The following is a 25,211-nucleotide window of genomic DNA, read 5'->3' as shown; positions in this document are numbered from 1 at the left end:
TTCTTGCCCGGAACGCCGGAATACCGCCGGCAGCGCCGCAGGCATGGCTGGGAAAATCTTCGTTGCGAAGGGCGCGGGAAGCTCGCTTCGGAGTGCGGATGCAAATCCGCCGGCCAGGACCGTTATCCCGTCAGAGGAGATCGCTTCCGCGGAAGCGATAACCAGGGTGGTACCGCGAAGCTATTCGTCCCTGATTTTGGGGGCGTTTTTTTATTTTTTTCGACAGAGCCGAGGAGGAATACCGAATCATGAAACCGATGACAGCAGCAGAAATACGCAGCAAGTGGCTGGACTTCTTCGCCAGCAAGGGCCATAAGATCGAGCCGAGCTCTCCGCTCGTTCCCCATAACGATCCGTCGTTGCTCTGGATCAATGCCGGAATGGCTCCGCTTAAGCAATACTTCGACGGGCGGGTGATCCCGGAAAATCCGCGCATCGCCAACTCGCAGAAGTGCATTCGCACGAACGATATCGAGAACGTGGGCAAGACGCGCCGTCACCATACGTTTTTCGAGATGCTCGGCAATTTTTCCATCGGGGACTACTTCAAAGAAGAGGTGATCACCTGGGCATGGGAATTTCTGACGAGCCCGGAGTGGATCGGCTTCGATCCGGAGCGGCTGTCCGTCACCGTCTACCCGGAGGACGAGGAAGCTTATCGCTACTGGCATGAGAAAATCGGCCTGCCGGCGGATCGGATCGTCAAGCTGGAGGACAACTTCTGGGATATCGGGGAAGGCCCGTGCGGCCCCTGCACCGAAATCTTCTACGACCGCGGCGACAAGTACGGCGATCTGTCCGATCCCGACTGCACGCCGGGAGGCGAGAACGAGCGCTTCCTCGAAGTGTGGAACCTCGTGTTCTCGCAGTTCAATCACAATAAGGACGGCAGCTACACGCCGCTGCCGAACAAGAACATCGATACCGGAGCGGGTCTCGAGCGCTTCGCTTCCATTCTTCAGGACGTCGACTCGAACTTCGACACCGACCTGTTCATGCCGATCATCGAGCGCACGAGCGCGATTGCGGGCGTGAAGTACAAGACGAACGAAGAGCATGACGTCGCGCTGAAAGTCATTGCCGACCACATCCGCACCGTGGCGTTCTCCGTAGGCGACGGCGTGCTGCCGTCGAACGAAGGCCGCGGCTATATCATTCGCCGCTTGCTGCGCCGCGCCGTCCGTTACGGCAAGGTGCTCGGCATCGACCGTCCGTTCCTGTGGGAGCTGACGCCGACCGTAGGCGAGATTATGGGCGTCTACTATCCGGAAGTGCTGGAGAAGCGCGAATTTATCGAGAAGGTGATTCGCACCGAAGAGGAGCGGTTCCACGAGACGCTGTCCGACGGCTTGGCGATTCTCGCCGACCTGTGCGCCAAAGCGCGCGCCGAAGGACGTTCCGAAATTACCGGTCCGGACGCGTTTAAGCTGTACGACACGTACGGCTTCCCGCTCGACTTGACGGAAGACTACGCGACGGAGCAGGGGATGACCGTCGATCGCGAAGGCTTCGACAAGTCGATGCAGGAGCAGCGCGACCGCGCCCGTGCGGCCCGTCAGGAGACGGACAGCATGAAGGTGCAGGGCGGGCCGCTGGCGGACTATACGGACAAGAGCGAGTTCGTCGGGTACGATAATTTGTCCGCGGAAGTCCGCGTGCAGGCGATCGTGGCGGATAACGAATTCGTCGACGTCGCCGGGGTCGACCAGAAGGTGCTGGTCGTGCTCGACCGCACGCCTTTCTACGCCGAGAGCGGCGGCCAGGTGAGCGACCGCGGCGCGCTGTTCGGAAGCGGCGTCAATGCCGAAGTAACCGGCCTGAGCAAGGCGCCTCACGGCCAATCGGTGCATCAGGTCGTCGTAACCGGCGGCTTCCTTAAAGTGGGCGACACGCTCACGGCGTCGGTCAACGCTTCGGACCGGGGGGATACGATCCGCAACCATACGGCGACGCACTTGCTGCACAGGGCGCTCAAGGACGTGCTCGGCGAGCATGTCAATCAAGCGGGCTCGCTCGTCGAGCCGGAGCGCCTGCGCTTCGACTTCTCTCACTTCGGCGCGGTAACGCCGGAAGAGCTGGCCGAGATCGAGCGCCGCGTCAACGAGCAGATCTGGATCGGCACGGAGCTGGACATCAGCCTGAAGCCGATCGCCGAAGCGAAGGCGATGGGCGCGATGGCGCTGTTCGGCGAGAAGTACGGCGACATCGTCCGCGTCGTCCGCGTCGGCGATTACAGCCTGGAGCTGTGCGGAGGCTGCCACGTGCGCAACACGTCGCAGATCGGGCTGTTCAAGCTCGTCAGCGAAGGCGGCATCGGCTCCGGCGTGCGCCGGATCGAAGCGGTCACCGGACGCCACGCTTACGCGTATCTCGACGATCAGCTGGGCTTGCTGAAAGACGCGGCCGCGCTGCTCAAGAGCTCCGTCGCCGACGTGCCGAGACGTGTCGAAGCGCTGCAGGGCGAGCTGCGCCAGGCGCAGCGCGACAACGAGTCGCTGCAAGGCAAGCTGAGCCGTCTGGAAGCGGCGGAGCTCGTCTCCGCTGCCAAGAAGGTGGGCGAAGTCACGCTGCTCGCCGCGCAAGTGAACGCCGGAGGCATGGATGCGCTTCGGGGTGTGGCGGACGAATTGAAGCTGAAGCTGGGCTCTGCGGTGCTGGTGCTCGGAGCGGTGGAAGGCGAGAAAGTGAACCTGATTGTCGCGGTGACGCCAGATCTGGTGAAGCAAGGCTTCCACGCCGGCAAGCTGATCAAGGAAGTCGCGGCGATCTGCGGAGGAGGCGGCGGCGGCAAGCCGGAGCTGGCCCAAGCCGGGGGCAAAGATCCGTCGAAGCTGTCCGATGCGCTGAAGGCGGCCGAAGGTCTCGTGCTGGCGCAGATTTCGTAAGCCACTAATTTCCTGTCGAACCGAGATTGTGTTATGATGAGAATAAGAGCTTGGAGTTAGCCATTGAAAGCGAGGTGCTGGAGATGAGCACGTCGGATAAAAACCATTTCGATCAAACGATGAAATTCGATGTCGTGGCCGATCCCCGCGAAGTTTCGTCGCGCGACATCCTGTTCACCGTGCACGACGCCTTGGTGGAGAAGGAATACAATCCGATCAACCAGATCGTCGGTTACCTGCTGTCTGGAGATCCCGCCTTTATCCCGAGGCACAACAACGCGCGCAGCCTGATTCGCAAGAAGGAGCGCGACGAACTGATCGAAGAGCTCGTTCGCTTCTATCTTCAGCAAAACCGTTGACGATGCGGATCATGGGGCTGGATTACGGGGAAAGACGGATCGGCGTGGCGATGAGCGATCTGTTCGGCTGGACCGCGCAAGGCTTGGAAGTGATCGACAAGAAAGCCGTCGCCGATTCGGACGCGCGCATCGCGGAGCTGATCGGGCAATACGAGGTCGGGGAGATCGTCGTCGGATTGCCGAAGAACATGAACGGCACGATCGGGCCGAGTGGGGAAAATTGCATCGCATTCGCGGAACGGCTTCGGCAAAAGCTAGAATTGCCGGTACGGCTATGGGATGAAAGGCTGACAACGGTATCCGCGGAGCGGACGCTGCTCGAAGCGGACGTAAGCCGGAACAAGCGCAAACAAGTCATCGACAAGATGGCGGCGGCGATCCTGCTGCAGAGCTATCTTGATTCGGTATCGAAACGAGGGGATCTTCCATGACGGATTTCAATCATAATGAAGAAGAAGCGGAATTGATCTACATTACGGACGACGAAGGCAACGACGAGCCGTTCGAAGTCGTCATGCGCTTCGAGCTTGACGACGGCACGGACCGCAAGTACATGATGGTTGTGCCGGCCGAGGAGAACGGGGACGAAGAGCAGGAAGTGTTCGCTTTCCGCTACGACGAGGACAACGAAGGCGAAATCAAGCTGTACCCGATCGAAGATCCGGCGGAATGGGATATGGTCGAAGAGACGTTCAATACGCTGATCGGGGAGTTCGGAGAAGCCGATGCCTGATATTCGCGACGGCGATCCGTCTCCGGCGGGGTTGAGCGAACGTTACGGAGACAGCGTCGAACTGCTCGCCGACGACGGCGAGACTCTGACTTATCGCATCGCCGCGGAATTGTCCGTCGGAGGCAGCCGCTATGCGATTCTGCAGACGAAAGAGATGCAGCGGGACGACGAGATTGAAGTGTTCAAGATCGTCGCCAATTCGGCCGGCGAGGTCGAGCTTGAGTCCGTCGCGGACGAGGATGAATGGGAGCTTGTCGCCGAAGCCTTCGACGATTCGCAGTTCGGCAGCGACGAACGGCCGTAGAGATCATCGATCGAAGAGCGGGCGACCGCTCTTTTTCTCGGTGACGACAGGTTTGCTGGAGGGGAAATAGCTTGAATAGAGACGATGAACCGACTACGGGATGGAGATCCATATACGGAGACAAGACGCCGGACGACGGCAATAGGCCGCAGGACAGGAAGGAAACGGCAGCGGCGACAGAGAGCGGCAGGTTGCCGCAGTTGTCCCGTTCGGCGGCTTCGCGTTCGGAGGGCCCGGGCTGGGGAGCCGGGGCGGATCGATCCGCCGACGGCGAGCCTTCCCGGCAAGAGCCGAATGCAAGAACGACTTCCGTTCCGGCTGTGCGGCGGCGTAAGCCGAAAGTGCTGCTCTGGTCGTTCCTGATCGCGCTGAGCCTGGTGCTGGCGATGGTGGGCGGAACTCTTTTTTATGCATGGAACGGCCTGAGACCGGCTCCGGCGGCTTCCGCTCCGGTGAAATTCACGATTACTTCCGGCATGCGCGCCCAGAAGGTCGCCGAACTGCTGGAGGAACAAGGACTTATCCGTAACGCTTTTCTTTTTAGCAGTTGGTTGAAGGTCGAAGGGGAAGGCTCGCGGTTTCAGGCGGGAGAGTACGAGCTGACGCCGGGAATGACCCGCGACGAAATCGTGGCCAAGCTGAACAAAGGGGATACGGTCGCCGCCGAGACGATCAAGTTTACGATTCCCGAAGGCTTCACCGTGTCGCAGATCTCGGAACGGCTTGCGGAGAAGGCGGGCGTAGACAAGGAGAAGTTCATGGAGGCAGCGAACAAGCCGGAACTGTGGACCGGGTCCATCTGGACGAAAGGACTGCCGAGCGACGGAAGCCTCCGCTATCCGCTGGAAGGCTACCTGTTCCCGGAAACGTACGAGATGAAGGCGGGCAGCACGGAGACGGAAGTCATCAACCGCATGCTTGCCGAGCTGGATCGCAAGCTGGACCAGCTGCCGGAGGATTGGCTGGGCGTCTTGGAGGAACGAGGGTTGACGGTGCATCAACTGCTGACGATCGCTTCCTTGGTGGAGCGCGAAGTTGTCGCGGACGAGGAGCGGCCGATCGTCTCCGGCGTCATTCAGAATCGGCTTAAGAAGAAGATGCCGCTCCAGATCGACGCGACGGTGCAATACTTGCTCGACAAGCAGAAGGAGCGGCTGCTCGAAGCGGATCTGAAGGTGAACAGTCCTTACAATACGTACTTGAATCAAGGGCTGCCTCCGGGACCGATCGCCACGCCGAGCTTGAAGTCGATCGAAGCCGCTCTGTACCCGGATCAGACCGAATATCTGTACTACGTGACGAAGAAGGATGGAACGAACACCCACCTCTTCGCCGAAACTTACGCCCAGCATCAGAAGAATATCAAGCTGAGCGAGAAGAACGTCGAACAATAACATCCGCATTCCCGCGAATGCGCGCCGACCCGGCGAACCGTTCCGCAGCATAGAGATGCTCCGGGACGGCTCGCCGGGTCGAAGATTTCCCGGAGGTGCATTTCCATTACGACAGCTATTCCCGAATTGCTCATTCCCGCCGGCTCCATCGGTCAGATGGAGCGGTATATTCGCGCCGGAGCTTCGGCGATTGTGATCGGCGAAGCCCGGTTCGGCATGAGACAGCCGGCCGACATCGCGCAGGAAGAGCTGGAGAAGGCGGCCGAGGCCGCCCATCGGCTCGGAGCCAAACTGTACGTCAACATGAACAAGCTGTTCCGCAACCATGAGCTTGAAGCGCTGCCGGCGTATTTGCGCGCCGTCAAGGCCGCCCAGGTTGACGCCGTCGTTTTCGGCGATCCCGCGGTGCTGCTGAACGCGCGCGAGCACGCTCCCGATGTGCCGCTTTTCTGGAACGCCGAGATGACGGGGACAAACTCCTCTTCCGCTTCCTATTGGGGAAGACGGGGAGCTTCCCGGGCCGTTATCGCCCGCGAGCTGAACGAAGAGGAGATCGTCGACCTGAAAGCGAAGGCGGCGATGGAGGTTCAAGTTCAGGTTCACGGGATGACGAACATTTATCATTCCCATCGCAATTTGCTGGAGAGCTACATGCAGCATCTCGGCCGGGAGGCGACGCTCATTCGCAAAGGGCCGGACAGAGGGCTGTACCTCGTCGAAGCGGAACGCCCGGACGAGAAGTTCCCGGTGTACGAGGACGAGAACGGCACCCATGTGATGAGCCCCGACGACATCTGCCTGCTCGAAGCGCTGCCCGAGTTGATACGGGCTGGGGTCGACAGCTTCTATATCGAACCGCTGCTCAAATCCGACGAATACAACGAAACGGTGCTGAGGAGCTATCGCGAAGCGCTGGACCGCTGGCATCGCGATCCCGAAGGCTATGCCTTCGACGAGGAAGCGCTGGAGAACATTCGGCGGCTGCAAAGTCCGGACAGGGAGCTGGGCTTCGGATTTTTGTACAAAGAGCAGGTTTATTGATATATCCGTCAGGAGGGATGACGATGAATCACGTCGCAGCGCGCGTCAAGCCGCGTTACGCGGGGAAGCGGACGCGTCTGGACAAGCCCGAACTGCTGGCCCCGGCCGGCAGCTTGGAGAAATTGAAGTTCGCCGTTCACTACGGGGCGGACGCCGTCTATATCGGCGGACAGAAATACGGCCTCAGGTCCAACGCCGACAATTTCAGCTTCGAAGAGATGCGCGAAGGCGTTGCGTTCGCCGCGCAATACGGGGCCAAAGTATTCGTGGCGACGAATATATACGCCCATCAGGAAGATTTGGACGGAGTGGCGGACTACTTGCGTCAGCTTGAGAGCGTCGGCATCGCCGCCATTATCGCCGCCGATCCCGCCATCGTGGAAACGGCGCAGAAGGTCGCGCCCAAGCTGGAAGTCCATCTGAGCACGCAGCAGTCGACGATGAACTGGCAGGCGGTGCAATTCTGGAAGGAAGAAGGGCTGCCGCGCGTCGTGCTCGCGAGGGAGACGACGATGGACGAGATCGCCGAGATGAAGACGCGCGTCGATATCGAACTCGAAGTGTTCGTCCATGGGGCGATGTGTTCGTCCGTGTCGGGCCGCTGCGTGCTGTCCAACCATTTTACGGACCGGGACTCGAACAGAGGCGGATGCTGCCAGTCGTGCCGCTGGAAGTACGACTTGCATGCCGACGAGCAATCGGTCATGGAACCGGGAGAGAACCTGTTCACGATGGGGTCCAAAGACCTGTGCATGATTCGGCATGTTCCCGATCTGATCGATGCGGGAGTCGACAGCTTCAAGATCGAAGGCCGGATGAAGAGCATCCATTACGTCGCGTCGGTCGTGAACGCCTACAGACAGGCGATTGACGCCTACATGGCCGATCCCGAGCGATACGAACTGCGGCAGGAGTGGGTCGACGAGATCGGCAAGGCGGCGAACCGTCCGCTTAATACCGGGTTCTTCTATTCGACTCCGGGAGCGGAGGAGCATATTTACGAGCCGGAGGAGAAGCCTGCTCCGTATGACTTCGCGGCTGTCGTAACCGATTACGACGAAGCGTCCGGCATCGCCACCGTTCAGCAGCGCAGCCCGTTCCGCCCGGGGATGGAGGTCGAATTTTTCGGCCCTGGAGGCCGGCAGTTCGTTCAGCGTCTGGGCGAGTTTACCGACGAAGAAGGCAATCCGCTCACCGTAGCCCGCCATCCGCTGCAAAAAATCCGCGTCAAAACCGATCGGCCCGTAGCCCCATTGGACATTATGCGCAAGAGACTGTAGCGTTATCTCTGCGTAAATTATTTTTTGGATTATCGGGGAAACAAGAGGAAAAAGAAATAGACTTGTCGAATTTATCACACAAAGGTAAACTTAGCCACCCAAGCGGCCGATAAATACTTTGTCGTGTTCAGGCAAGTCTTTTTTCGTGCCGCCAGTCAGTCGTCACTACATAGTTGGAGGGTAATAGCAGATGAAACAATCGTGGCGTGAGAAAATGGGAGCAGAGAATTGGAAGAAAGCTTCCAAAACTGTAAGCGGTTTATCTAAACGTGTGGGCGGGCAACTGAAGGAAACGAAATTCGAAAATCCGATACGTTCCGTTGGGATGAAGCTATTTTTGCTTATTTTCTGCAGCATTCTCGCTTGCGTCCTCATTCTGGGATGGTTTTCTTATTCCAAGTCGAGCTCGATCATTCAGCAGAAGGTCGCCGATTCGAGCAGCCAGACGGCCGTGCAGACGGCCGGCAAGATCGCGCTTATGCTCGGAGGCTTCGAGCGTCAGTCGCTGCAATTCATTACCGATTCGAGCTTTATCAGCCTGCTGGGCACATTGGCGGTCACGAAGGACGATTATGAGACGTTCGATACGGCCCGCCAGCTGACGGAGAAGCTGAACAGCGTAGCGATGGCCGATTCGAGCTACGAGTCGATCTCCCTCATTCCGATGTACGAGGGCGGACAATTCATCTCCACGGGCACGTCGCTCGACCGGGAAGCGGTCTCCGAGCAGCCATTCCTGAAGACGATCTCCGAAGCGAACGGCAAGGCGGTCTGGATTCCGACGTTGGCCAAAGGGTTGGACAACAAGCGCGGGGCGCCGACTTTCGTGCTCGGTCGCCTGCTGAATCAAGGGAAGCCTTATCTGCTGATGATGGAGATCAAGATCAAGACGCTGGAAGACGAGATGAAGACGGTCAACTTCGGAGAAGGCAGCTCGGCTTACATCGTCTCCGGCGACAAAACGATCGTGTACGGACCGAGCGCGGACAAGATGGGCTCGGCGTACGGATACGACCTGCCGGAGCAGGATTCATCCTCGACGATTACGGTTGACGGGACGAAAGTGCTGTCGTCCGCCGGATTTCTGGAAAACAACGGCTGGAAGCTGATCGGCAATATCCCGGTTTCTTTCCTCGTCAAGGATGCCAAAGCGATCAGCAACCTGACGTGGCTGATGTCCTTGATTGCGGCGCTCATCGCGGCCGGAATCGGCATGATCGTCATGCTGACGGTCGGCCGTCCGCTGGCGCAGCTGCGCACGCTGATGAACGAAGGCGAACGCGGCAATCTGACCGTTCGTTCCACCAATCGGAGCAAGGACGAGATCGGTCAAGTGTCGGAGAGCTTTAACCGGATGATGGAGGAAATTACCGGACTGGTTCGCCAGACGAATCAGTCCGCGCAAGAGGTGCTGGCGACCGCGGCATCGCTGTCCGACGCTTCGCGCAAGACGGCCGGAGCGGCCAAGGAAATCGCCGTGGCGACCGAAGAGATCGCCAACGGCGCGACGAATCTCGCGGTAGAGGCGGAGAAGGGCTCGGATCTGACCGTGCAGATCGGCTCGCAGGTTCAATCCGTCATCGACTCCAACGTCGAGATGGGGCAATCGGCCAATGAGGTAGAGGAAGCCGGCCGCACGGGTTCGGTCTATATGGACAACCTGATCCAGAAGACCGGACAGACGGAAGAGATGACCCGTTCGATGGTCGAGAAGGTAGACAAGCTGCAAGAGAGCACCGGTTCGATCCGCAAAATTCTCGACGTGCTCGGCAATATTACCAAACAGACGAACATTTTGTCCTTGAACGCCACCATCGAAGCGGCGCGGGCCGGAGCGGCCGGCAAAGGCTTTATGGTCGTCGCCGACGAAATCCGCAAGCTGGCCGATCAGTCCCGCGAGTCGATCGGCATCGTTGGCGGCATCGTCGAGAACATCTCGCGCGAGATCGACGAGACGGTCAGCGTGCTGTCCGAGGCGTATCCGATCTTCCAGGAGCAGATCGACTCGGTTCGCGAAGCCAATCAGATCTTCGTGACGGTGCAGGACAATATGAGCGGATTCATCAACAGGCTGTCTTCGGCTACGGATTCGGTTCGTCAGCTTGAAGGCGCGCAGAGCACGCTTGCTCTTGCGATGAGCAACGTCAGCGCGGTCGCGGAAGAAGCGTCGGCTACGTCCGAGGAAGTCGCTTCCTTGAGCAACGAGCAGTTGAGCATCAGCGACGGCCTGGTTCAACTGTCGAACAACCTGGAGGCGGTGTCGGGCAAGCTGCGCGAATCGCTGAGCCGGTTCACCGTATCCTAACCCTTTGGTCGACAAGAGGTCTTCTCCCGTTTGTGGAGAAGGCCTCTTTTTCATAACGGCGATCTTGCTTGTTTGAGCGAATTATGGAAATCCTAGGGAGGAGAAAAGAAAAAAGGGGCAATCGAAAGATGAGGCGGGAAACATCCACGAGGGCGTTTCGGATACTCTTGCTGCTGGCGACGTTGTTCGGCGTGCTGGGGGCGAGACTGGCCTGGCTGCAAATCGGGGGAGGCGGAGCGAAGAACGTGAGCGGCTCGCTGAGCGCATCCGCCGTTCTGCAGCATTCCGACGCTCTGCTGCTCGACAGCGGACGCGGGCAGTTTCGCGATCGCCGGGGGCGCTTGTTGACCGGCCAAACGGTGCATGGCTTGGCGGCTTTTCCGGGCAACGGAAAACCAAGAGGAGCGGAGCGGGACATTCGCGAGCTGGCGGCCAGCTTGGGCGTGGAGGAGGACGTGCTGGACGGATGGCTGGACCGATTGCGGGAGCCGGCCGTATGGCGCCGCCCGGGCTCCGGGGTGGCGGCCGATCTGACCGCCGAGCAGATACGCTTGATCGAACGGGCGAATCTGCTCGGCGTAGCCGTCCTGCCCTATCTTAATCGATACCCCTCGGGCATAACGCCTCTTCATGCGATCGGCTACGTCTCGCAGCATCCCGAGTATGCTCGGCTTGTTTACGAGGATCGAATCTCCCGGAAAAGGATGAAGACGACGGCGGCGATTGGGGGCGCGGGGTTGGAGAAATCGTTGGACCGTCTTCTTCAGGGAAGATCCGAGACGACGGTGAAGCAGGTGACGGATGCAACGAGAAGACCGCTGCAAGGCTTGGGGCTGCGATTAACGGCGGACGACAACCCCCATTTCCCGATTCAAGTAACGACGACGCTCGATCTGGACATTCAACGCATCGCCGAGTCGGCACTGAAGCAATACGGAATCGGCAAAGGGGCGATCGTCGTGCTGGATGCGGCCAATGCCGACATTCTTGCTATGGTGTCCCTTCCGCAGCTGGACCCTTACCATATCGGCGCCGAGGGCACGGACGAACGCAATCATGCGGTTACCGCCGTCCCGCCGGGCTCCGTATTCAAGACGGTGACGCTGGCGGCGGCGCTGGAGGCGGGCAAGACGGGGTGGCACGAGACGTTTTACTGCGACGGAAAATACGGCAAGTACGGCTTGAAGTGCTGGAAGGAGGGCGGGCACGGTCATCTGACGCTGGAGCAAGCTTACGCGCAGTCGTGCAACGTCGCTTTTGCAACTTTGGCCGAGCGGCTCGATCCGGCTTGGCTGCAAATTACGGCGGAACGGCTGGGCTTCGCGAGACAAGTGGGCTGGCACGCCGAGCGGTTCGTCGACGGCGATCCATTGAGGCTGCTTAGCGAGGAAGAAGCGGGAGCCGTGTTCTTGAACAAGCGGATCGCCAAAGACGGGGGAGCGAGAACGGGATCGGGCATCGGCCAACGGGACGTGCGGGTCACTCCGCTGCAGGCGGCGAACATGGCTGTGACGATTGTGCATGACGGCCGCGTGTTCGCGCCGAGGCTCGTGAAGGAGATTCGGTATGCGGACGGAGGACTGATGGCTTCGCTCGACGTCCAGTCCGCGCCTTCCAGGTACGGGCGAATCGAGCCGGAGACGGCCGCGGCGCTGCGCAAAGGGATGCTTGCGGTCGTGAGGGAAGGGACCGCCGCCGCCGCTTTGCGGGGGGCCGAGTGGCCGCTTGCGGGCAAATCGGGCACGGCGGAGCTTGCGGGCAAGCAAAAAGGCCGCAACGACCATTGGTTCGTCGGCTACGGCCCCGTAAGCGAAAAGCCGCGGTACGCGGTCGCCGTGCTGATCGAGGATCAGCCGGCGGGCCTGCGCAACCGCGGCGCGACGGTGTTCGGCAACATTATGGACGGGATTCGGCATCTGGAGCTTCGGCGCCAGCGGTAGCGGCAGCGGGCTGCGGCGCAAGCGGATGCACGTTGAATTCGTCGTTCGGGAACCGCACCCATCTGTGGAAGTAGCCTTGATCGTACAACGCTTTAAGCAAAATCATCAGAATCGGGGCCAGAATCAATCCGGCGACGCCGAACAGAGACAGGGAGATCATCATAAAGGCAAGCATCGTGAAGGCGGATACGCCGACGGTCTGTCCGGTAATTCTAGGTTCGAGAAATTGCCGGGTCAGCGTTACGACGAGCAGCAGCGCGGTGAGCCAGATGGCGAGCGTCGTGTCCCCTACGATGAACAAGTAGACGATCCACGGGATGAACAGCGTGTTGACGCCGAGCAGCGGAAGCACGTCGAAGATGCCCGCAAGCAAGGCGATCGAGAAAGCGTTGTTTACGCCCAGAGCGAGCAAGGCGACGAAAATGACGAGAAACGTGATGCTGATCAGCTTGCCTTGCGCTTTCAGATAAGCGCCGATTCCTTTGAACACGTTGTTGCGAAGAAATTCGAAGGCGATTTTGAGCGTTTTGGGCGCTCGATCCGTCGAGACTTTCTTCCAGGTTTCGATCTCCAGGCTCAAGAAATAAGCGAGAATGATGGCGATCGAAATGTTCAGAATAAACGAGGAGAAGGAAGTCAGGAATCCGACGAGCCATTTCAGGAACTTGCCCGCCCAATTCGCGCCCAAGTCGGTCACGTATGCTGCGGCGTTGCTCAGCTTCTGGGCGACATCCGGAGGCAGCGCGTCGGCTTCGTTCTGCAGCCTCTCCGCGATGGAGGTCACTTGGCCCTGCAGCAATTTCTGGTATTTCGGCAGATCGTCCGCAAGCTGGGTAATCTGGATCGTGAATATGTATCCAAGCCCGAAGAAAACGGCGAGAACGACGAGCGTGAAAAACAGAATGCTGATGCCGGTGGCGATCGATTTGGGCAACCCGATGCGGTTGAGCCGTCTGGCCAGCGGTTCGATGATCCAGAAGATGAGGAAGGAGAGAAATACGGGCGTCGCAAGATTGTACAAGTAGCTGAATACGTACATCGTCAGCCATACGGTAAGCGCGATTACGCCAAGATCAAAAGCGGTCCTCCAGTATTTTTGATACAATGAGAGCATCTGTCAGCCTTCCTTTTCCGGTTCGTTATGGGCAGCTTGTCCATTCCAGTTATTGCTATTGTACATGATAACAAAAAAGATGCATACTGGCATGCCTATTTTGTCGGAGCATATGTTAAAATATAAGGCAGGCTAATAACCGCGCGCACAACTAATATGGCAATCAAGATGGTGGGGAAAGCATGGAAATCATCCTATGGATCGGTTTTTATTTTTTGACTTTTTACGCTTTTTTGCCGGCTTTGATCAGCCGGATTTTCGGTTACAAGGTGTTCATGAACGGGAAGTCGGCTGACGGAATCTCCTTGACGTTCGACGACGGTCCCGATCCCGAGTATACGCCCAAGCTGCTCGACTTGCTGAAGCGCCACGGAGCGAAGGGGACTTTTTTCGTTGTCGGGGAGAACGCGGAGAAGTATCCGGACATCGTGGCGAGAATACACAAAGAGGGACATGTTCTGGGCATACATAACTACGTCCATCATATGAACTGGTTTATGCGCCCGAGCACCGTCAAGCGGCAAATTCGGCAGACGTCGGACGTCATCGAGCGGATTACGGGATCGAAGCCGAAGTACTATCGTCCTCCGTGGGGGATCGTGAACGTATTCGATTATTCGCGGCTCGGACATCTTCAGATCGTGCTCTGGACTTCGTTGTTCGGGGACTGGAAGAAGCGGATCGGGGCGGACAAGCTGTACCGCCGGATGAGACGGAAGTTGAAGCCGGGACAAGTATTTCTGCTGCACGATTGCGGAAGCACGTTCGGAGCCGATCGCGACGCGCCGGAGAATACGATCGAGGCTGTGGGGAGAATATTGGACGACGGCCGCAAGCTAGGCTACCGGTTTATCGGCATCGACGAGATGATCGAAGTTACCGAAGGCGCCAAGAGGAGGGGCGCAAGCCGGGCCGTGGACGCGAAGACCGAACGGGCCGCCTCGGTTGGCCTGTTCAAGAAGATCGTCATCGGCCTGTGGATGCTGTGGGAGAAGCTGTTCCATGTCGTATTCCGGCTTCATCAGATCGGAGACGCCCGTTTCTTCAATTACCGCATTCGCAAATATTCGGGTCCCGAGCTTAATCTTCAGAACGGCCGGACGCTTAAGTCGGGAGACCGGATTATGGAAATCCATTTCGAAAACCGTATGCTCGTGGAGAGCGGGATGAAGTCCAAGACGTCGCTGCAGCTGGCGATCAGGATCATCCGCGAGATCGAGCGGGTGCTGCCGGACATGGCGAGGGAGCTGGCGGCAGTTCCAAATGGCGACCAAGTTAAAGCGCTCTACGGAGTCTCGATGATTCACCGCGGAGGCGAGAGTCTCGGCTTCGAAATGTTCGATCTGCCGAAAGGGTTGTTCGCGTGGTCGACGAACCTTTACTTGCGGTTTATGATCCGGGTCGTTCATCCTTCCGGCAATAAGCGGGTGCGCGAGCACGGCGAGTCGTTGAACCCGCGCATGCTGATCATGGAGCGCGATACGCTGCTGAAGTGGGCCGACGAATCGCGGACGGTCCGCCGCGTAGGCCGCGAGCGCGCCGCCGTCAAAGCGGACGAAGGGGGCGGCAGGAAACGGTCGGCGGATTCGGATGCGGAGTCGTCCGAAGGTTCCTCCGGGGAATTCGAGGAGAAGACGGTAGGCAAGCTGGTGTAATCTTTTTTCCTTTATAACCTGTGAAGTCAAACAAGGCTTCCCTCCGTTATCGCTGGATAACGAAGGGAAGCCTTGTTTTTGTTGGGGCAATGAAGCGGACGGGGCGCAAGCCCCGTGCCGTCTCGTTTACATTTTCATGACGCCGCCCTGGCTGGCGTTGGTGACCATCGCGGAATAGCGGGCCAAGTAGCCGCGTTTGATTTTCGGTTCGAAGCCTTTCCATTCGGAACGGCGGCGTTCCAGCTCTTCGTCGCTCACTTCGAGCGTGATCGTGCGGTTGTTCATGTCCAGCTCGATAATGTCGCCGTCTTGAACGAACGCGATCGGACCGCCTTCCGCCGCTTCCGGGGAGATGTGGCCGATGGCGATGCCGCGGGAGGCTCCCGAGAAGCGGCCGTCCGTGATCAGGCCGACCTTCGTGCCGAGTCCCATGCCGACGATCTGGGAAGTCGGGGCAAGCATTTCCGGCATGCCGGGGCCGCCCTTAGGTCCTTCGTAGCGGATGACGACGACGTGGCCTTCCTTGACTTTGCCTTCGGCGAGCCCTCTGAGCACATCGTCTTGCGAGTCGAAGCAGATGGCAGGGCCGCGGTGATAACCGCCGACGGATTTGTCGACCGCGCCGACTTTGATGATGGAGCCGCCCGGAGCCAGGTTGCCGAACAGCACGGACAGGCCGCCTTCCTTGGAATGCGGATCGTCGATCGGGCGGATGACCGAGTGATCGGTAATTTCCGCGCCTTCGACGTTCTCGCGCAGCGTTTTGGCGGAGACGGTCAGCACGTCCCCTTGCAGCGCGCCTTCTTTCTTGAACAGCTCGTGGATAATCGCGCTTACGCCGCCCGCGTTGTGCAGGTCTTCGATGTGGTGGTCGGAAGCGGGAGCGAGCTTGGACAAGTACGGAACGCGCTTGGCCACTTCGTTGATCCGCTCGATCGGGTATTCGATGCCGGCTTCATGGGCAAGCGCCAGCGTGTGCAGCACGGTATTCGTCGAGCCGCCCATGGCCATGTCGAGCGCGAACGCGTTGTCGATGGAATCGAGGGTGACGATGTCGCGCGGCTTGATGTCTTGCTTGATCAGCTCCATCAGCTGCTTCGCCGATTGCTTGACGAACTCGCGGCGCTCCGGAGCGACTGCGAGAATGGTGCCGTTGCCCGGAAGGGCGAGGCCGAGCACTTCCGCCAGACAGTTCATCGAGTTGGCGGTGAACATGCCGGAGCAGGAACCGCAAGTCGGACAGCCGAACTGCTCGAGCTCGGTCAGGCTCTTCTCGTCGATCTTGCCCGTCATATAGGCGCCGACGCCTTCGAATACCGACGTCAGGGAGATGGCGCGGCCGTCGCTGGTGCGTCCGGCTTTCATCGGTCCGCCGCTGACGAAGATCGTCGGAATGTTGACGCGCAGCGCCGCCATCATCATCCCCGGCGTGATTTTGTCGCAGTTCGGGATGCAGACCATGCCGTCGAACCAGTGAGCGTTAACGACCGTCTCGACGGAGTCGGCGATGATCTCGCGGCTGGCGAGGGAGTAGCGCATGCCGATGTGGCCCATGGCGATGCCGTCGTCGACGCCGATCGTATTGAATTCGAACGGAACGCCGCCCGCTTCGCGAATGGCTTCCTTGACGATTTTGCCGAATTCTTGCAAGTGCACGTGGCCGGGCACGATATCGATATAAGAATTGCAGACGGCAATGAACGGTTTGCCGAAATCCTCTTCCTTAACGCCGGCTGCCCGAAGCAAGCTGCGGTGCGGAGCGCGGTCAAAGCCTTTGGTGATCATGTCGGAGCGCATTCTTTTGTTAGCCAACTTGTAGTCCCTCTCTTTCGGATAAACCGGAATGTCTTATCCATTGATTCTATCATACAAGCCGACAGCTTGACCAGAACGGCTTGCGCCTCTCCAGTCATCCCCTGCGAGTCGGAAGTTTCGGTTTATACTCGCACAACAAACCTGCCTTCCCACTACTGAAATGTTATTTTACATAACATTTAAACAACGAAAATTCATAATAATTCCAAATAACTCATATGAATTCAATAATTAATGTTATATAATCTAACGTAAAAGATTTACAACAAAATGAGCATTCCCTATAATGGGAAGAAAGCTCAGAAAAGGAGGGGCGCAATGAATCTGACGGAACGCGAGAAGGAGAAACTGCTCATCACGCTGGCGGCCGATCTGGCGCACCGCAGATTGGCTAAGGGAGTCAAGCTGAACTACCCGGAATGCGTCGCTCTCATTACGTCGGCGATCATGGAGGGGGCCAGAGAGGGCAAGAGCGTGGCTGAAATGATGGCTTACGGAACGACGCTGCTGACCCGGGACCAGGTGATGGCGGGAGTGCCGGAGATGATCGCGGAGGTGCAGGTGGAGGCGACGTTCCCGGACGGTACGAAGCTGGTGACCGTGCATAACCCGATTACTTGATCGGATTGACGTACACCAAGGGAGGGAAAGACGATGATACCGGGAGAGATTAGAGCAATGGCCGGAGAAATCGAACTGAACGAGGGAAGGCGTACGGTGGAAGTTCTCGTCGGCAATACGGGGGATAGACCGATTCAGGTCGGCTCCCATTACCACTTTTTCGAGACGAATCGGGCTTTGCGGTTCGACAGAGAGCGGGCGTTCGGGATGAGGCTGGATATTCCGGCAGGCACGGCGGTCCGGTTCGAGCCGGGGGAAGAGAAGCCGGTGCGGTTGACGGAGCTGGGCGGACGCAAGCGCTCGTTCGGGCTGAATGCCATCACGCAAGGGGAAGCGGCAGGAGCCGTCCCCCCGGAAGTCGCCGAACGCTTGAAAGCTTGGATCGAGCTTGGGGATAAAAAAGGGCAGTCGTAGATAAAGAGGAAAAAGGGAGCGGGAGATCATGCGGATGGATCGGGAAAGCTACGCGGGCATGTTCGGTCCGACGACCGGTGACCGCGTGCGGCTCGCGGATACGGAGCTGTGGGCCGAGATCGAGCGGGATTTCACCGTGTACGGCGACGAATGCAAGTTCGGAGGGGGCAAGGTCATCCGGGACGGCATGGGCCAGTCCAGCGGCGCGGTGCGCTCGGACGGCGTCCTGGACACGCTCATTACGAACGCGGTCGTCATCGATCACTGGGGCGTCGTCAAAGGGGATATCGGCATCAAAGACGGCGTCATCGTCGGCATCGGCAAGGCGGGCAACCCGGACATTATGGACGGAGTGCAGGCCGATATGGTCGTAGGGGCGAGCACGGAAGTCATTGCGGGCGAGGGCAAGATCGTCACGGCCGGAGGCATCGATACGCATATCCACTACATCTGCCCGCAGCAGATCGAGACGGCTCTGGCGTCCGGAGTGACGACGATGATCGGGGGCGGCACGGGACCGGCGACGGGCACGAACGCGACGACCTGCACGCCCGGCGCCTGGCATCTGCGGCGAATGCTGGAGGCGGCGGAAGCTTTCCCGATGAATCTCGGTTTTCTCGGCAAAGGAAACGCTTCGGCTTCGGAGCCGCTCATCGAGCAGATCGAGGCCGGGGCAATCGGGCTGAAGCTGCACGAGGACTGGGGGACGACGCCGGCGGCGATCGACGCGTGCCTGGGCGTGGCCGATCTGTTCGACGTTCAGGTGGCGATCCATACGGATACGCTGAACGAAGGGGGCTTCGTCGAGGATACGCTTCGCGCGATCGGAGGCCGCACGATTCATACGTACCATACGGAGGGGGCCGGAGGCGGTCATGCCCCGGACATTATCAAGGCGGCGAGCCATCCGAACGTTATTCCTTCCTCGACGAATCCGACCCGTCCGTTTACGGTCAACACGATCGAGGAGCATCTAGACATGCTGATGGTATGTCATCATCTGGACAGCTCGATTCCCGAAGACGTGGCGTTCGCCGATTCGCGCATTCGCCCGGAGACGATCGCGGCGGAAGACATCCTGCACGACCTGGGGGCGTTCAGCATCATTAGTTCGGACTCCCAGGCGATGGGCCGGGTCGGGGAAGTCATTACGCGCACGTGGCAGACGGCGGACAAAATGAAGGGGCAGCGCGGGCCGCTCGCCGGCGACGAAGGCGGCGGGGATAACGAGCGAATCAAGCGCTACGTGGCCAAATATACGATCAACCCGGCGATCGCTCACGGCATCTCCCATATCGTCGGCTCCGTGGAAGCGGGCAAATGGGCGGATCTCGTCGTGTGGAGCCCCGCATTTTTCGGCGTCAAGCCGGATTTGGTGCTGAAGGGCGGCAGCATCGCCTACGCGCAGATGGGCGATCCGAACGCATCCATCCCGACGCCGCAGCCGGTATTCGGCCGGCCGATGTTCGCCGCGTTCGGAAGAGCGCTGTACAAGAGCTCGCTTACTTTCGTGTCGCAGGCGGCCTACGAACGGGGAATCGCGAGCGAGCTGCGCTTGCAGAAGCGAGTAGAGCCGGTTCGAAATTGCCGGGGCATCGGCAAGAAGAACATGATCCGCAACGATGCGACGCCTGTCATCGAAGTCGATCCCGACACGTACAGGGTGACGATCGACGGAGAGCCGGCCGTGTGCGAACCCGCGACCGTAGTGCCGATGGCGCAAAGGTACTTCCTGTTCTAAGGGAGGCCGGCTGTATTGGATTGGCGAAAGGAGGCGGATCGATGACCGCGGGCGGGGAAGAGACTCGCTCCGAAACCTGGATGTCGCTGCAATTGCTGCTCGATTCGGCTTTGCCGATCGGAAGCTTCGCTCACTCCTTCGGATTGGAGACGCTCGTGCAGGACGGCAGCCTGGAGAACGCAGAGCAGTTGCGAGCCTATATCGAGGCCATGCTTCGTCACAGCTGGTCGACCGGGGATTTGATGGTTGTAAAAGCCGTGTACGCGGCGGGGGACGGCGGCTCCGGCGCGGGCGGTCAGGCTGGGGAGAGATACGATTACCGTATCGAGAAGCTCGTTCATTTTCAGAGAATCGCGCCGGAATCCCGCGAAGGCCTGGAGAAGATCGGCAGAAGATTGCTTAAGCTCGCTCCGGAATTGTTCCCGGCGCAGGATTGGAGCAGGCTGCGCGACGACGTCCGCGCCGGACGATGCCATGGCACTTATCCGCTCGTCTACGCGGCGATCTGTCTGGCGCTGCGCATTCCGCTCGACCGGGCGGCGGAGGGGTACTTGTACACGTCCGTCGTCACCTGCGTCAACGCCGCGCTGCGGCTGATTTCGATGGGTCAGACCGAGGCCCAGCGCCTGACGGCGGCGCTGTTCCCGGCCGTCGCCGCCGCGTGGTCGGCCGTGCGGGACATGGACCCGGCCGACGCTTACGGCGCCATGCCGCTTGCCGAACTGGCGATGATTCGACACGAGACGCTGTATTCCCGTTTGTTCATGTCTTAAATCAATAGATTGTGGAGGGATTTATCTATGTGCCAAGGAAAAGGACCCGGACATCACCATCACCATGACGGCTGGGTGACGCCGCAAGCGGAGAGCGGACGCCCGATGCGCATCGGCATCGGCGGACCGGTAGGCTCCGGCAAGACGAAGCTGGTCGAGCGAATCGCCTTCGAGCTGAAGGACAAAATCAATCTGGCGGTCATTACGAACGATATTTACACGAAGGAAGACGCCCGGATTCTGTCGGATACCGGATGTCTCCCCGAAGAGCGGATTATCGGCGTCGAGACCGGCGGCTGCCCGCATACGGCCATTCGGGAGGACGCGTCGATGAACTTCGACGCGGTCGAGGAGTTGGAGAGCCGGTTCCCCGATTTGGATCTGATTCTGATCGAGAGCGGCGGGGATAATCTGGCCGCGGCGTTCAGCCCGGAGCTGGTCGATCGGTTCATCTACATTATCGACGTGGCCCAGGGAGAGAAAATTCCCCGCAAAGGCGGCCCCGGCATCATGAGGTCCGATCTGCTGATCATCAACAAGATCGATCTGGCCCCTTACGTCGGCGCAAGCCTGGAAGTGATGGAACGCGACTCCCGTCAGATGCGCGGAGAGCGTCCGTTCTTCTTCACGAATCTGTTCGGAGGACAGGGGCTGGACGAAGTCGCGCAGTGGGTGTCCCGGCAGACGGGCCATGCGGCCGCCGTCTAGCGCGGTCGCCCGAACGGCCGAGCTGAGGGCGGTGGCGGGGCTGTCCGGCGACAGGCCGGCGCTGCTCTCCCGGTATCACTCGTCGCCGCTGAAGATCGCCAAAGCCTTTTCGGTTCGTGCCGGCGACGCCCGGCAGCTTGCCGTCGTGCAGATGGACGGCTCGCCCGGCATGCTGGAAGGCGACCGTTATTTGTTCGACTGGCGGTTAACGGACGGGGTTCACCTTTACGCGACGAACCAATCCTATACGCGCGTCCATCCGTGCGAATCCGGCGGAACGGCCGAACTCGTACAGAAATTCGACCTGCAGGCCGGCGCCGTGCTCGAATGGATTCCCGAGCCCGTCATGCTGTTTCGCGACGCGCGCTTCAAGAGCGAGACGGAGATCGACTTGGCGGAAGGCGCGGTCTGCATGATAAGCGATATTTTCTGTCCGGGCAGATTGTCCAGAGGAGAAGCGTTCGCATTCGGCAGCTGCGATTCGCGGCTGACCGTACGCTGCGGCGGGGAGCTCATTCACTATCAGAGACAGAAATGGGAGCCCTCGTCGCTTCCCCTGAGGAATTCCGGCTGCTTCGGGGAGTATACGCACATCGGATCGTTTATGGCGTTCTCTGACCGGATTACGGCGGCTCATGCGGAGAAGGTGCGCGAGGCGATCGCCGGGGCGCACGCCTTGCTGCCGGACGGCGTCGTCTGGGGCGTCGCCCGGCTGGCCTCGCGCGGAATCGCAGTTCAGGCCGCGGGCCGCGCCGGATGGAAGCTGCAGAAGCTGCTCATGATCGCCTGGGATGGCGTGAGGCGCGAGCTGCTCGGCTTGCCGCCCCTCAGGCTGATCCGGGAAGCCTGGATGAACGGCGCGGAGGAAAATGAAAAAGCGGTCCCTGGTCAACGTTAGCGTTGGTCCGGGACCGCTTTTTCTATTTGGCCGGATCGGAGAACAGGTTGGCGAGTCCTGCGAAGGGCAAGTTTTCGTAATGCTCGGTTTTATAGACGACTTCGCTCTCGACCTTCGTGTCGTCTCCGAGCTTGTTGCGGCGGAACTGGAACTTGTCGTACAGCTTGACGAGGATGCGCGCCGTATTGACCGCGTCGTCCATCGCCCGGTGATGGGAGCCGCTGAACGGGATCTCCAGCATTTCCAACGCCGGCTTCAGGCCCATCTGCTGATGCTTCTCGAGCTTGTATACTTTGGACAGCATTTTCTGCAAATTGTTATGATTGACGATCCAGTCCGTCGAGATGCTGTGCTGGCGGCATTCCTGGACAAGCTGGCGCTGGTCGTCCGGGCCCCATGCGCAGAGGAAGTATTCTTCCTGGCCCATCCATTCGATAAACTCTCGAACGACTTGCGGCAACAGTCCCGCGGCGTCGACGTTTTCCTGCGAGATGCCCGTGAATTCGGTCGTATCGACGGACAGCTGGGGAACGACGCTCGGCTTGACGAACGCTTGGAACGTATCGACGATTCGGGGTTGTCCGTCCGCCGCCGCGACCTTCGCCGCTCCGATCTCTATAATTTCGGCGATCTGCCCTTTCTTGCGCCGCACGGTCATTTCCAGGTCGTAGACGATAATAATCACTGCATGCACCTCTAGAATGTTCCGATAATGAATTTTCGTACCTCTGTTATTATAGACTTCCTCCGGCTATTTGTCAGTGTGGAAAATAATTGCGACGAGCGGAGTCGAATTTGATCGAATGATGACGTTACGTTACAATAAAGCTATTCGTTTACTATATTGATATCATTCGGGAGGATCATTGCGATGAGCACGTTTGCCCAGAGATTGGCTTCTATGAAGCAAGGATTGAAAGACCAGGTGACCAAGTTCAAGAACAAGGATTTCATGGACGCGGTCGTCGCGGGCTGCGCGATCGTCGCCGCGGCCGACGGCCAAATCAGCGGCGAGGAAAAGCAAAAGATGGTCGGCTACATTCAGCATAATGAGGAGCTGAAAGTGTTCGAAACGGCCAAAGTCATCGAGAGATTCAATTTCTATACAGGCAACTTCGACTTCGACGCGATGATCGGCAAAGCCGAGGCGATGAAGCCGATTATCAAGTTCAAGGACAAGCCGGACATCGCCCGCATCGTCGTCAGCGTCTGCTGCGCGATCGGCGCCGCGGACGGGGATTTCGACGAGCAGGAGAAGAACGTCGTCCGCGAAATTTGCCGGGCGGTCAACTTGAACCCTTCGGATTTCGGACTGTAATTCGCACATCGCCATGCCTTTCGTTTCGTCTTTACGACGAGGCGGAGGGCATTTTTTTGCTTTTTCAGGGTGGAACCCCCTGTTTGTTCAGAATTTGTTGAGACCCAAGTAGTACAATAGTTTCAGGAAAAAGTTGAATACAGGGTCTTAAGAACCGGTTAGGGAGTGGGATTTGATGTTGCCAGCAGATCATTTTCGAGTTTTGCCGGATACAGATGACGAGGGGACTTTTACGCCGGATGAAGTGAACGAGATTTTGAAGCAGCTTGAGGAGGAACAGGCAGGCGAGGAGAAGCGCGAATCGAAATCAAGATGGCGTTGGTAAGAGGAACAAAAAAACGCGAAAGAGTCCCCGAGGAGCGAGGACTCTTTTTTGCGTAAGGAAGCGAAGAGGTCATCTTTCACTCGATTTTGAAGTTGCAGACTGCACGAATTAATTCGTGCAGTCTGTACATCATCAGATCACGAGACCTACGTATATTTCAAAGAAGGCTTCGAACAAGATTATTACGTTTTTGGAGATGGCGGTTATTGGATTGTCATTATTGGCGAAAATGGAATTATGGAGACCATCTTCCCTCCGGATTCATACAGAAAATATTTAGATGCTGAGTTAGGTTATCATTTCCTTGGTACAGTTAAGGAGGTGCTCGAAGATGGTTAAACAGTCTGATATTCAAAATTATGGCGCGGATGTTAGGGATCTGGATACCAGCGCATTTGAGATGATCGAAATGCTGCATCTAAGAAGTAAAATTCATCAATATTTTCATGAATTGAGTGACGATGAGAAGAATGAAGTTACGCGATATGATTTGATCCTTATTTCCAATGCCCAAGCTTTTTATGAAAAGATGAAAACAATCTATGACTTCCATCATTCGAAACAGGCCGAGGATGAGTGGTGGTGGCATCTCCAAAAGATCGTGCAAGCCTTTAATGCAAGAAATTTTACGATTAGTTTCGGGCAGTTAAAGGGCGATTTAATGGTGAAGACTGTATAAGGCAGAACTCTATTAACCAATAACCCGAACTGTAATGCTCACGTGTGCCGTGGGCATTTTTTTTATAACCGCATAAATATAGAAAAGCCCCCAAAAGAAGGGGCTCTTCGTCCTTATCTTTTTGCCTTGTAGAACTCATGATAAAGCTTCATCAGAGCCCGCTTTTCAATCCGCGATACATAGCTCCGGCTGATGCCCAGCTCGCGGGCGATTTCCCTCTGCGTTCGTTCGTCTCCGCCTCCGTCCAGCCCGAACCGGCCGCGGATCACTTCCTGCTCCCGGTCGTCCAGAATGTCGAGATTGCGGTAAATTTTGCTTTTTTCAATCTTGAGCTCGACCTTGTCTACAACCTCGTCCGGCTCCGTTCCGAGAATATCCTGCAAAGTAATTTCGTTGCCTTCCTTGTCGGTTCCGATCGGATCGTGCAGGGACACGTCCTTCCTCGTTTTCTTCAACGATCGCAAATGCATAAGTATCTCGTTCTCGATGCAGCGGGCCGCGAACGTCGCGAGTTTCGTCCCTTTGTTCGGCTGGAAGCTCTCGATCGCTTTGATCAGGCCGATCGTTCCGATGGAGATCAAATCCTCCAAATCCTCTCCGGTATTGTCGAATTTCTTGACGATGTGCGCGACAAGCCGCAAGTTATGTTCGATTAGCAAATTGCGGGATACGGGATCCCCCTCGGCCAGCCGTTTCAGGTGCAAAGCCTCTTCGTCGTCGGTAAGCGGCTGCGGGAACGCATTGTTTTTGACGTAGGAGACAAGCAGGGAAAGCTGTTTGAGAAACAAAGCAATCGATGTAATAAAACCGGGCACGGGATGGCCACCTCCGTAAGTGGGATCGCTCGCGGAAAAAGAAGCATTATCATTGTATGTGGGTAGCCGCCCAACCGTGCCTGTTCCACCGGAT

24 protein-coding genes are annotated in these 25,211 nt (G+C 58.3%); 20 read left to right on the top strand and 4 right to left on the bottom strand.

Features of this window, described 5'->3' with window-relative positions; all coding sequences use genetic code 11:
* The first annotated feature begins 257 nt into the window (after positions 1-257).
* From alaS to B0G52_RS01550, 10 genes are all read left to right on the top strand, one after another.
* Positions 258-2,885, top strand: coding sequence for an alanine--tRNA ligase (gene alaS, locus B0G52_RS01595; protein WP_094041996.1), 2,628 nt, complete (start codon positions 258-260; stop codon positions 2,883-2,885).
* Between the two features lie 83 nt (positions 2,886-2,968).
* Positions 2,969-3,244 carry an IreB family regulatory phosphoprotein gene (locus B0G52_RS01590; protein WP_094041995.1) on the top strand — a complete coding sequence of 92 codons (276 nt, stop codon included), beginning with the start codon at positions 2,969-2,971 and terminating at the stop codon, positions 3,242-3,244.
* Positions 3,245-3,246: 2 nt separating this feature from the next.
* Complete coding sequence (gene ruvX, locus B0G52_RS01585) at positions 3,247-3,675, top strand: Holliday junction resolvase RuvX (RefSeq protein ID WP_094041752.1); 429 nt, start codon at positions 3,247-3,249, stop codon at positions 3,673-3,675.
* Positions 3,672-3,977 (top strand): DUF1292 domain-containing protein, encoded by a 306-nt coding sequence (locus B0G52_RS01580; RefSeq protein WP_094041751.1) that lies wholly within the window; start codon positions 3,672-3,674, stop codon positions 3,975-3,977. Before ruvX ends, B0G52_RS01580 begins: the two co-directional genes overlap by 4 nt.
* Positions 3,970-4,281, top strand: coding sequence for a DUF1292 domain-containing protein (locus B0G52_RS01575; RefSeq protein ID WP_094041750.1), 312 nt, complete (start codon positions 3,970-3,972; stop codon positions 4,279-4,281). The genes B0G52_RS01580 and B0G52_RS01575 overlap by 8 nt, the downstream gene beginning before the upstream one ends.
* 71 nt (positions 4,282-4,352) lie before the next feature.
* Positions 4,353-5,675: an endolytic transglycosylase MltG gene (gene mltG / locus B0G52_RS01570; protein ID WP_233162250.1), complete on the top strand. Its 1,323-nt coding sequence runs from the start codon at positions 4,353-4,355 to the stop codon at positions 5,673-5,675.
* 126 nt (positions 5,676-5,801) lie between these two features.
* Positions 5,802-6,716, top strand: a complete 915-nt coding sequence (locus B0G52_RS01565; protein ID WP_233162248.1) for a peptidase U32 family protein — start codon at positions 5,802-5,804, stop codon at positions 6,714-6,716.
* A gap of 23 nt (positions 6,717-6,739) precedes the next feature.
* Positions 6,740-7,996, top strand: a complete 1,257-nt coding sequence (locus tag B0G52_RS01560) for a peptidase U32 family protein (protein WP_094041749.1) — start codon at positions 6,740-6,742, stop codon at positions 7,994-7,996.
* Positions 7,997-8,321: 325 nt separating this feature from the next.
* The gene (locus B0G52_RS01555; protein WP_233162246.1) at positions 8,322-10,301 is read left to right on the top strand and encodes a methyl-accepting chemotaxis protein; all 1,980 of its coding nucleotides are present in this window, start codon (positions 8,322-8,324) and stop codon (positions 10,299-10,301) included.
* A gap of 128 nt (positions 10,302-10,429) precedes the next feature.
* Positions 10,430-12,241 (top strand): peptidoglycan D,D-transpeptidase FtsI family protein, encoded by a 1,812-nt coding sequence (locus tag B0G52_RS01550; protein WP_158223531.1) that lies wholly within the window; start codon positions 10,430-10,432, stop codon positions 12,239-12,241.
* On the opposite strand, the gene B0G52_RS01545 is transcribed toward B0G52_RS01550, so the two are convergent.
* Positions 12,198-13,355, bottom strand: a complete 1,158-nt coding sequence (locus B0G52_RS01545) for an AI-2E family transporter (protein ID WP_094041746.1) — start codon at positions 13,353-13,355, stop codon at positions 12,198-12,200. The two genes, B0G52_RS01550 and B0G52_RS01545, sit on opposite strands and share 44 nt — an antisense overlap.
* Before the next feature lie 182 nt (positions 13,356-13,537).
* Between B0G52_RS01545 and B0G52_RS01540 the strand changes: the two genes are divergently transcribed.
* Positions 13,538-15,010 (top strand): polysaccharide deacetylase family protein, encoded by a 1,473-nt coding sequence (locus tag B0G52_RS01540; RefSeq protein ID WP_094041745.1) that lies wholly within the window; start codon positions 13,538-13,540, stop codon positions 15,008-15,010.
* A 126-nt stretch (positions 15,011-15,136) separates the two neighbouring features.
* Here the strand turns inward: B0G52_RS01540 and ilvD are convergent, their stop codons facing one another.
* Positions 15,137-16,807, bottom strand: a complete 1,671-nt coding sequence (gene ilvD, locus B0G52_RS01535) for a dihydroxy-acid dehydratase (protein WP_094041992.1) — start codon at positions 16,805-16,807, stop codon at positions 15,137-15,139.
* Between the two features lie 336 nt (positions 16,808-17,143).
* Between ilvD and B0G52_RS01530 the strand changes: the two genes are divergently transcribed.
* From B0G52_RS01530 to B0G52_RS01505, 6 genes are read left to right on the top strand one after another with little or no spacing between them, the layout of a single operon-like run.
* Positions 17,144-17,446 (top strand): urease subunit gamma, encoded by a 303-nt coding sequence (locus B0G52_RS01530; RefSeq protein ID WP_094041744.1) that lies wholly within the window; start codon positions 17,144-17,146, stop codon positions 17,444-17,446.
* Positions 17,447-17,479: 33 nt separating this feature from the next.
* Positions 17,480-17,860, top strand: a complete 381-nt coding sequence (gene ureB, locus B0G52_RS01525; protein ID WP_094041743.1) for an urease subunit beta — start codon at positions 17,480-17,482, stop codon at positions 17,858-17,860.
* A gap of 25 nt (positions 17,861-17,885) precedes the next feature.
* Positions 17,886-19,601, top strand: a complete 1,716-nt coding sequence (ureC, locus tag B0G52_RS01520) for an urease subunit alpha (protein WP_094041742.1) — start codon at positions 17,886-17,888, stop codon at positions 19,599-19,601.
* A 41-nt stretch (positions 19,602-19,642) separates the two neighbouring features.
* Positions 19,643-20,374, top strand: a complete 732-nt coding sequence (locus tag B0G52_RS01515; RefSeq protein WP_094041741.1) for an urease accessory protein UreF — start codon at positions 19,643-19,645, stop codon at positions 20,372-20,374.
* Positions 20,375-20,401: 27 nt separating this feature from the next.
* The gene (gene ureG / locus B0G52_RS01510; protein ID WP_094041740.1) at positions 20,402-21,082 is read left to right on the top strand and encodes an urease accessory protein UreG; all 681 of its coding nucleotides are present in this window, start codon (positions 20,402-20,404) and stop codon (positions 21,080-21,082) included.
* Positions 21,066-21,980 (top strand): urease accessory protein UreD, encoded by a 915-nt coding sequence (locus B0G52_RS01505; RefSeq protein ID WP_094041739.1) that lies wholly within the window; start codon positions 21,066-21,068, stop codon positions 21,978-21,980. Before ureG ends, B0G52_RS01505 begins: the two co-directional genes overlap by 17 nt.
* A 22-nt stretch (positions 21,981-22,002) precedes the next feature.
* On the opposite strand, the gene B0G52_RS01500 is transcribed toward B0G52_RS01505, so the two are convergent.
* Entirely contained in the window at positions 22,003-22,665 is a 663-nt protein-coding gene (locus B0G52_RS01500) for a 3'-5' exonuclease (protein WP_094041738.1), read from the bottom strand.
* A 186-nt stretch (positions 22,666-22,851) separates the two neighbouring features.
* On the opposite strand from B0G52_RS01500, the gene B0G52_RS01495 reads away from it, so the two are divergent.
* From B0G52_RS01495 to B0G52_RS01490, 3 genes are all read left to right on the top strand, one after another.
* Positions 22,852-23,298 (top strand): tellurite resistance TerB family protein, encoded by a 447-nt coding sequence (locus B0G52_RS01495; RefSeq protein WP_094041737.1) that lies wholly within the window; start codon positions 22,852-22,854, stop codon positions 23,296-23,298.
* A 175-nt stretch (positions 23,299-23,473) separates the two neighbouring features.
* Positions 23,474-23,623, top strand: coding sequence for a hypothetical protein (locus tag B0G52_RS35490; protein WP_158223530.1), 150 nt, complete (start codon positions 23,474-23,476; stop codon positions 23,621-23,623).
* Positions 23,624-23,954: 331 nt separating this feature from the next.
* On the top strand, positions 23,955-24,302 hold the full coding sequence (locus B0G52_RS01490) for a hypothetical protein (RefSeq protein ID WP_094041736.1): 348 nt from the start codon (positions 23,955-23,957) through the stop codon (positions 24,300-24,302).
* Between the two features lie 113 nt (positions 24,303-24,415).
* Here B0G52_RS01490 and sigK read toward each other — a convergent pair whose 3' ends face one another.
* On the bottom strand, positions 24,416-25,117 hold the full coding sequence (gene sigK, locus B0G52_RS01485; RefSeq protein WP_094041735.1) for an RNA polymerase sporulation sigma factor SigK: 702 nt from the start codon (positions 25,115-25,117) through the stop codon (positions 24,416-24,418).
* Positions 25,118-25,211: the final 94 nt, after the last annotated feature.

Origin of the sequence: Cohnella sp. SGD-V74 (assembly GCF_003001675.1) — a bacterium.
Classification (GTDB): Bacteria; Bacillota; Bacilli; order Paenibacillales; family Paenibacillaceae; genus Cohnella.
Note: the sequence above shows the minus strand (reverse complement) of the source record. Positions and strands in the feature narration are given on the sequence as shown.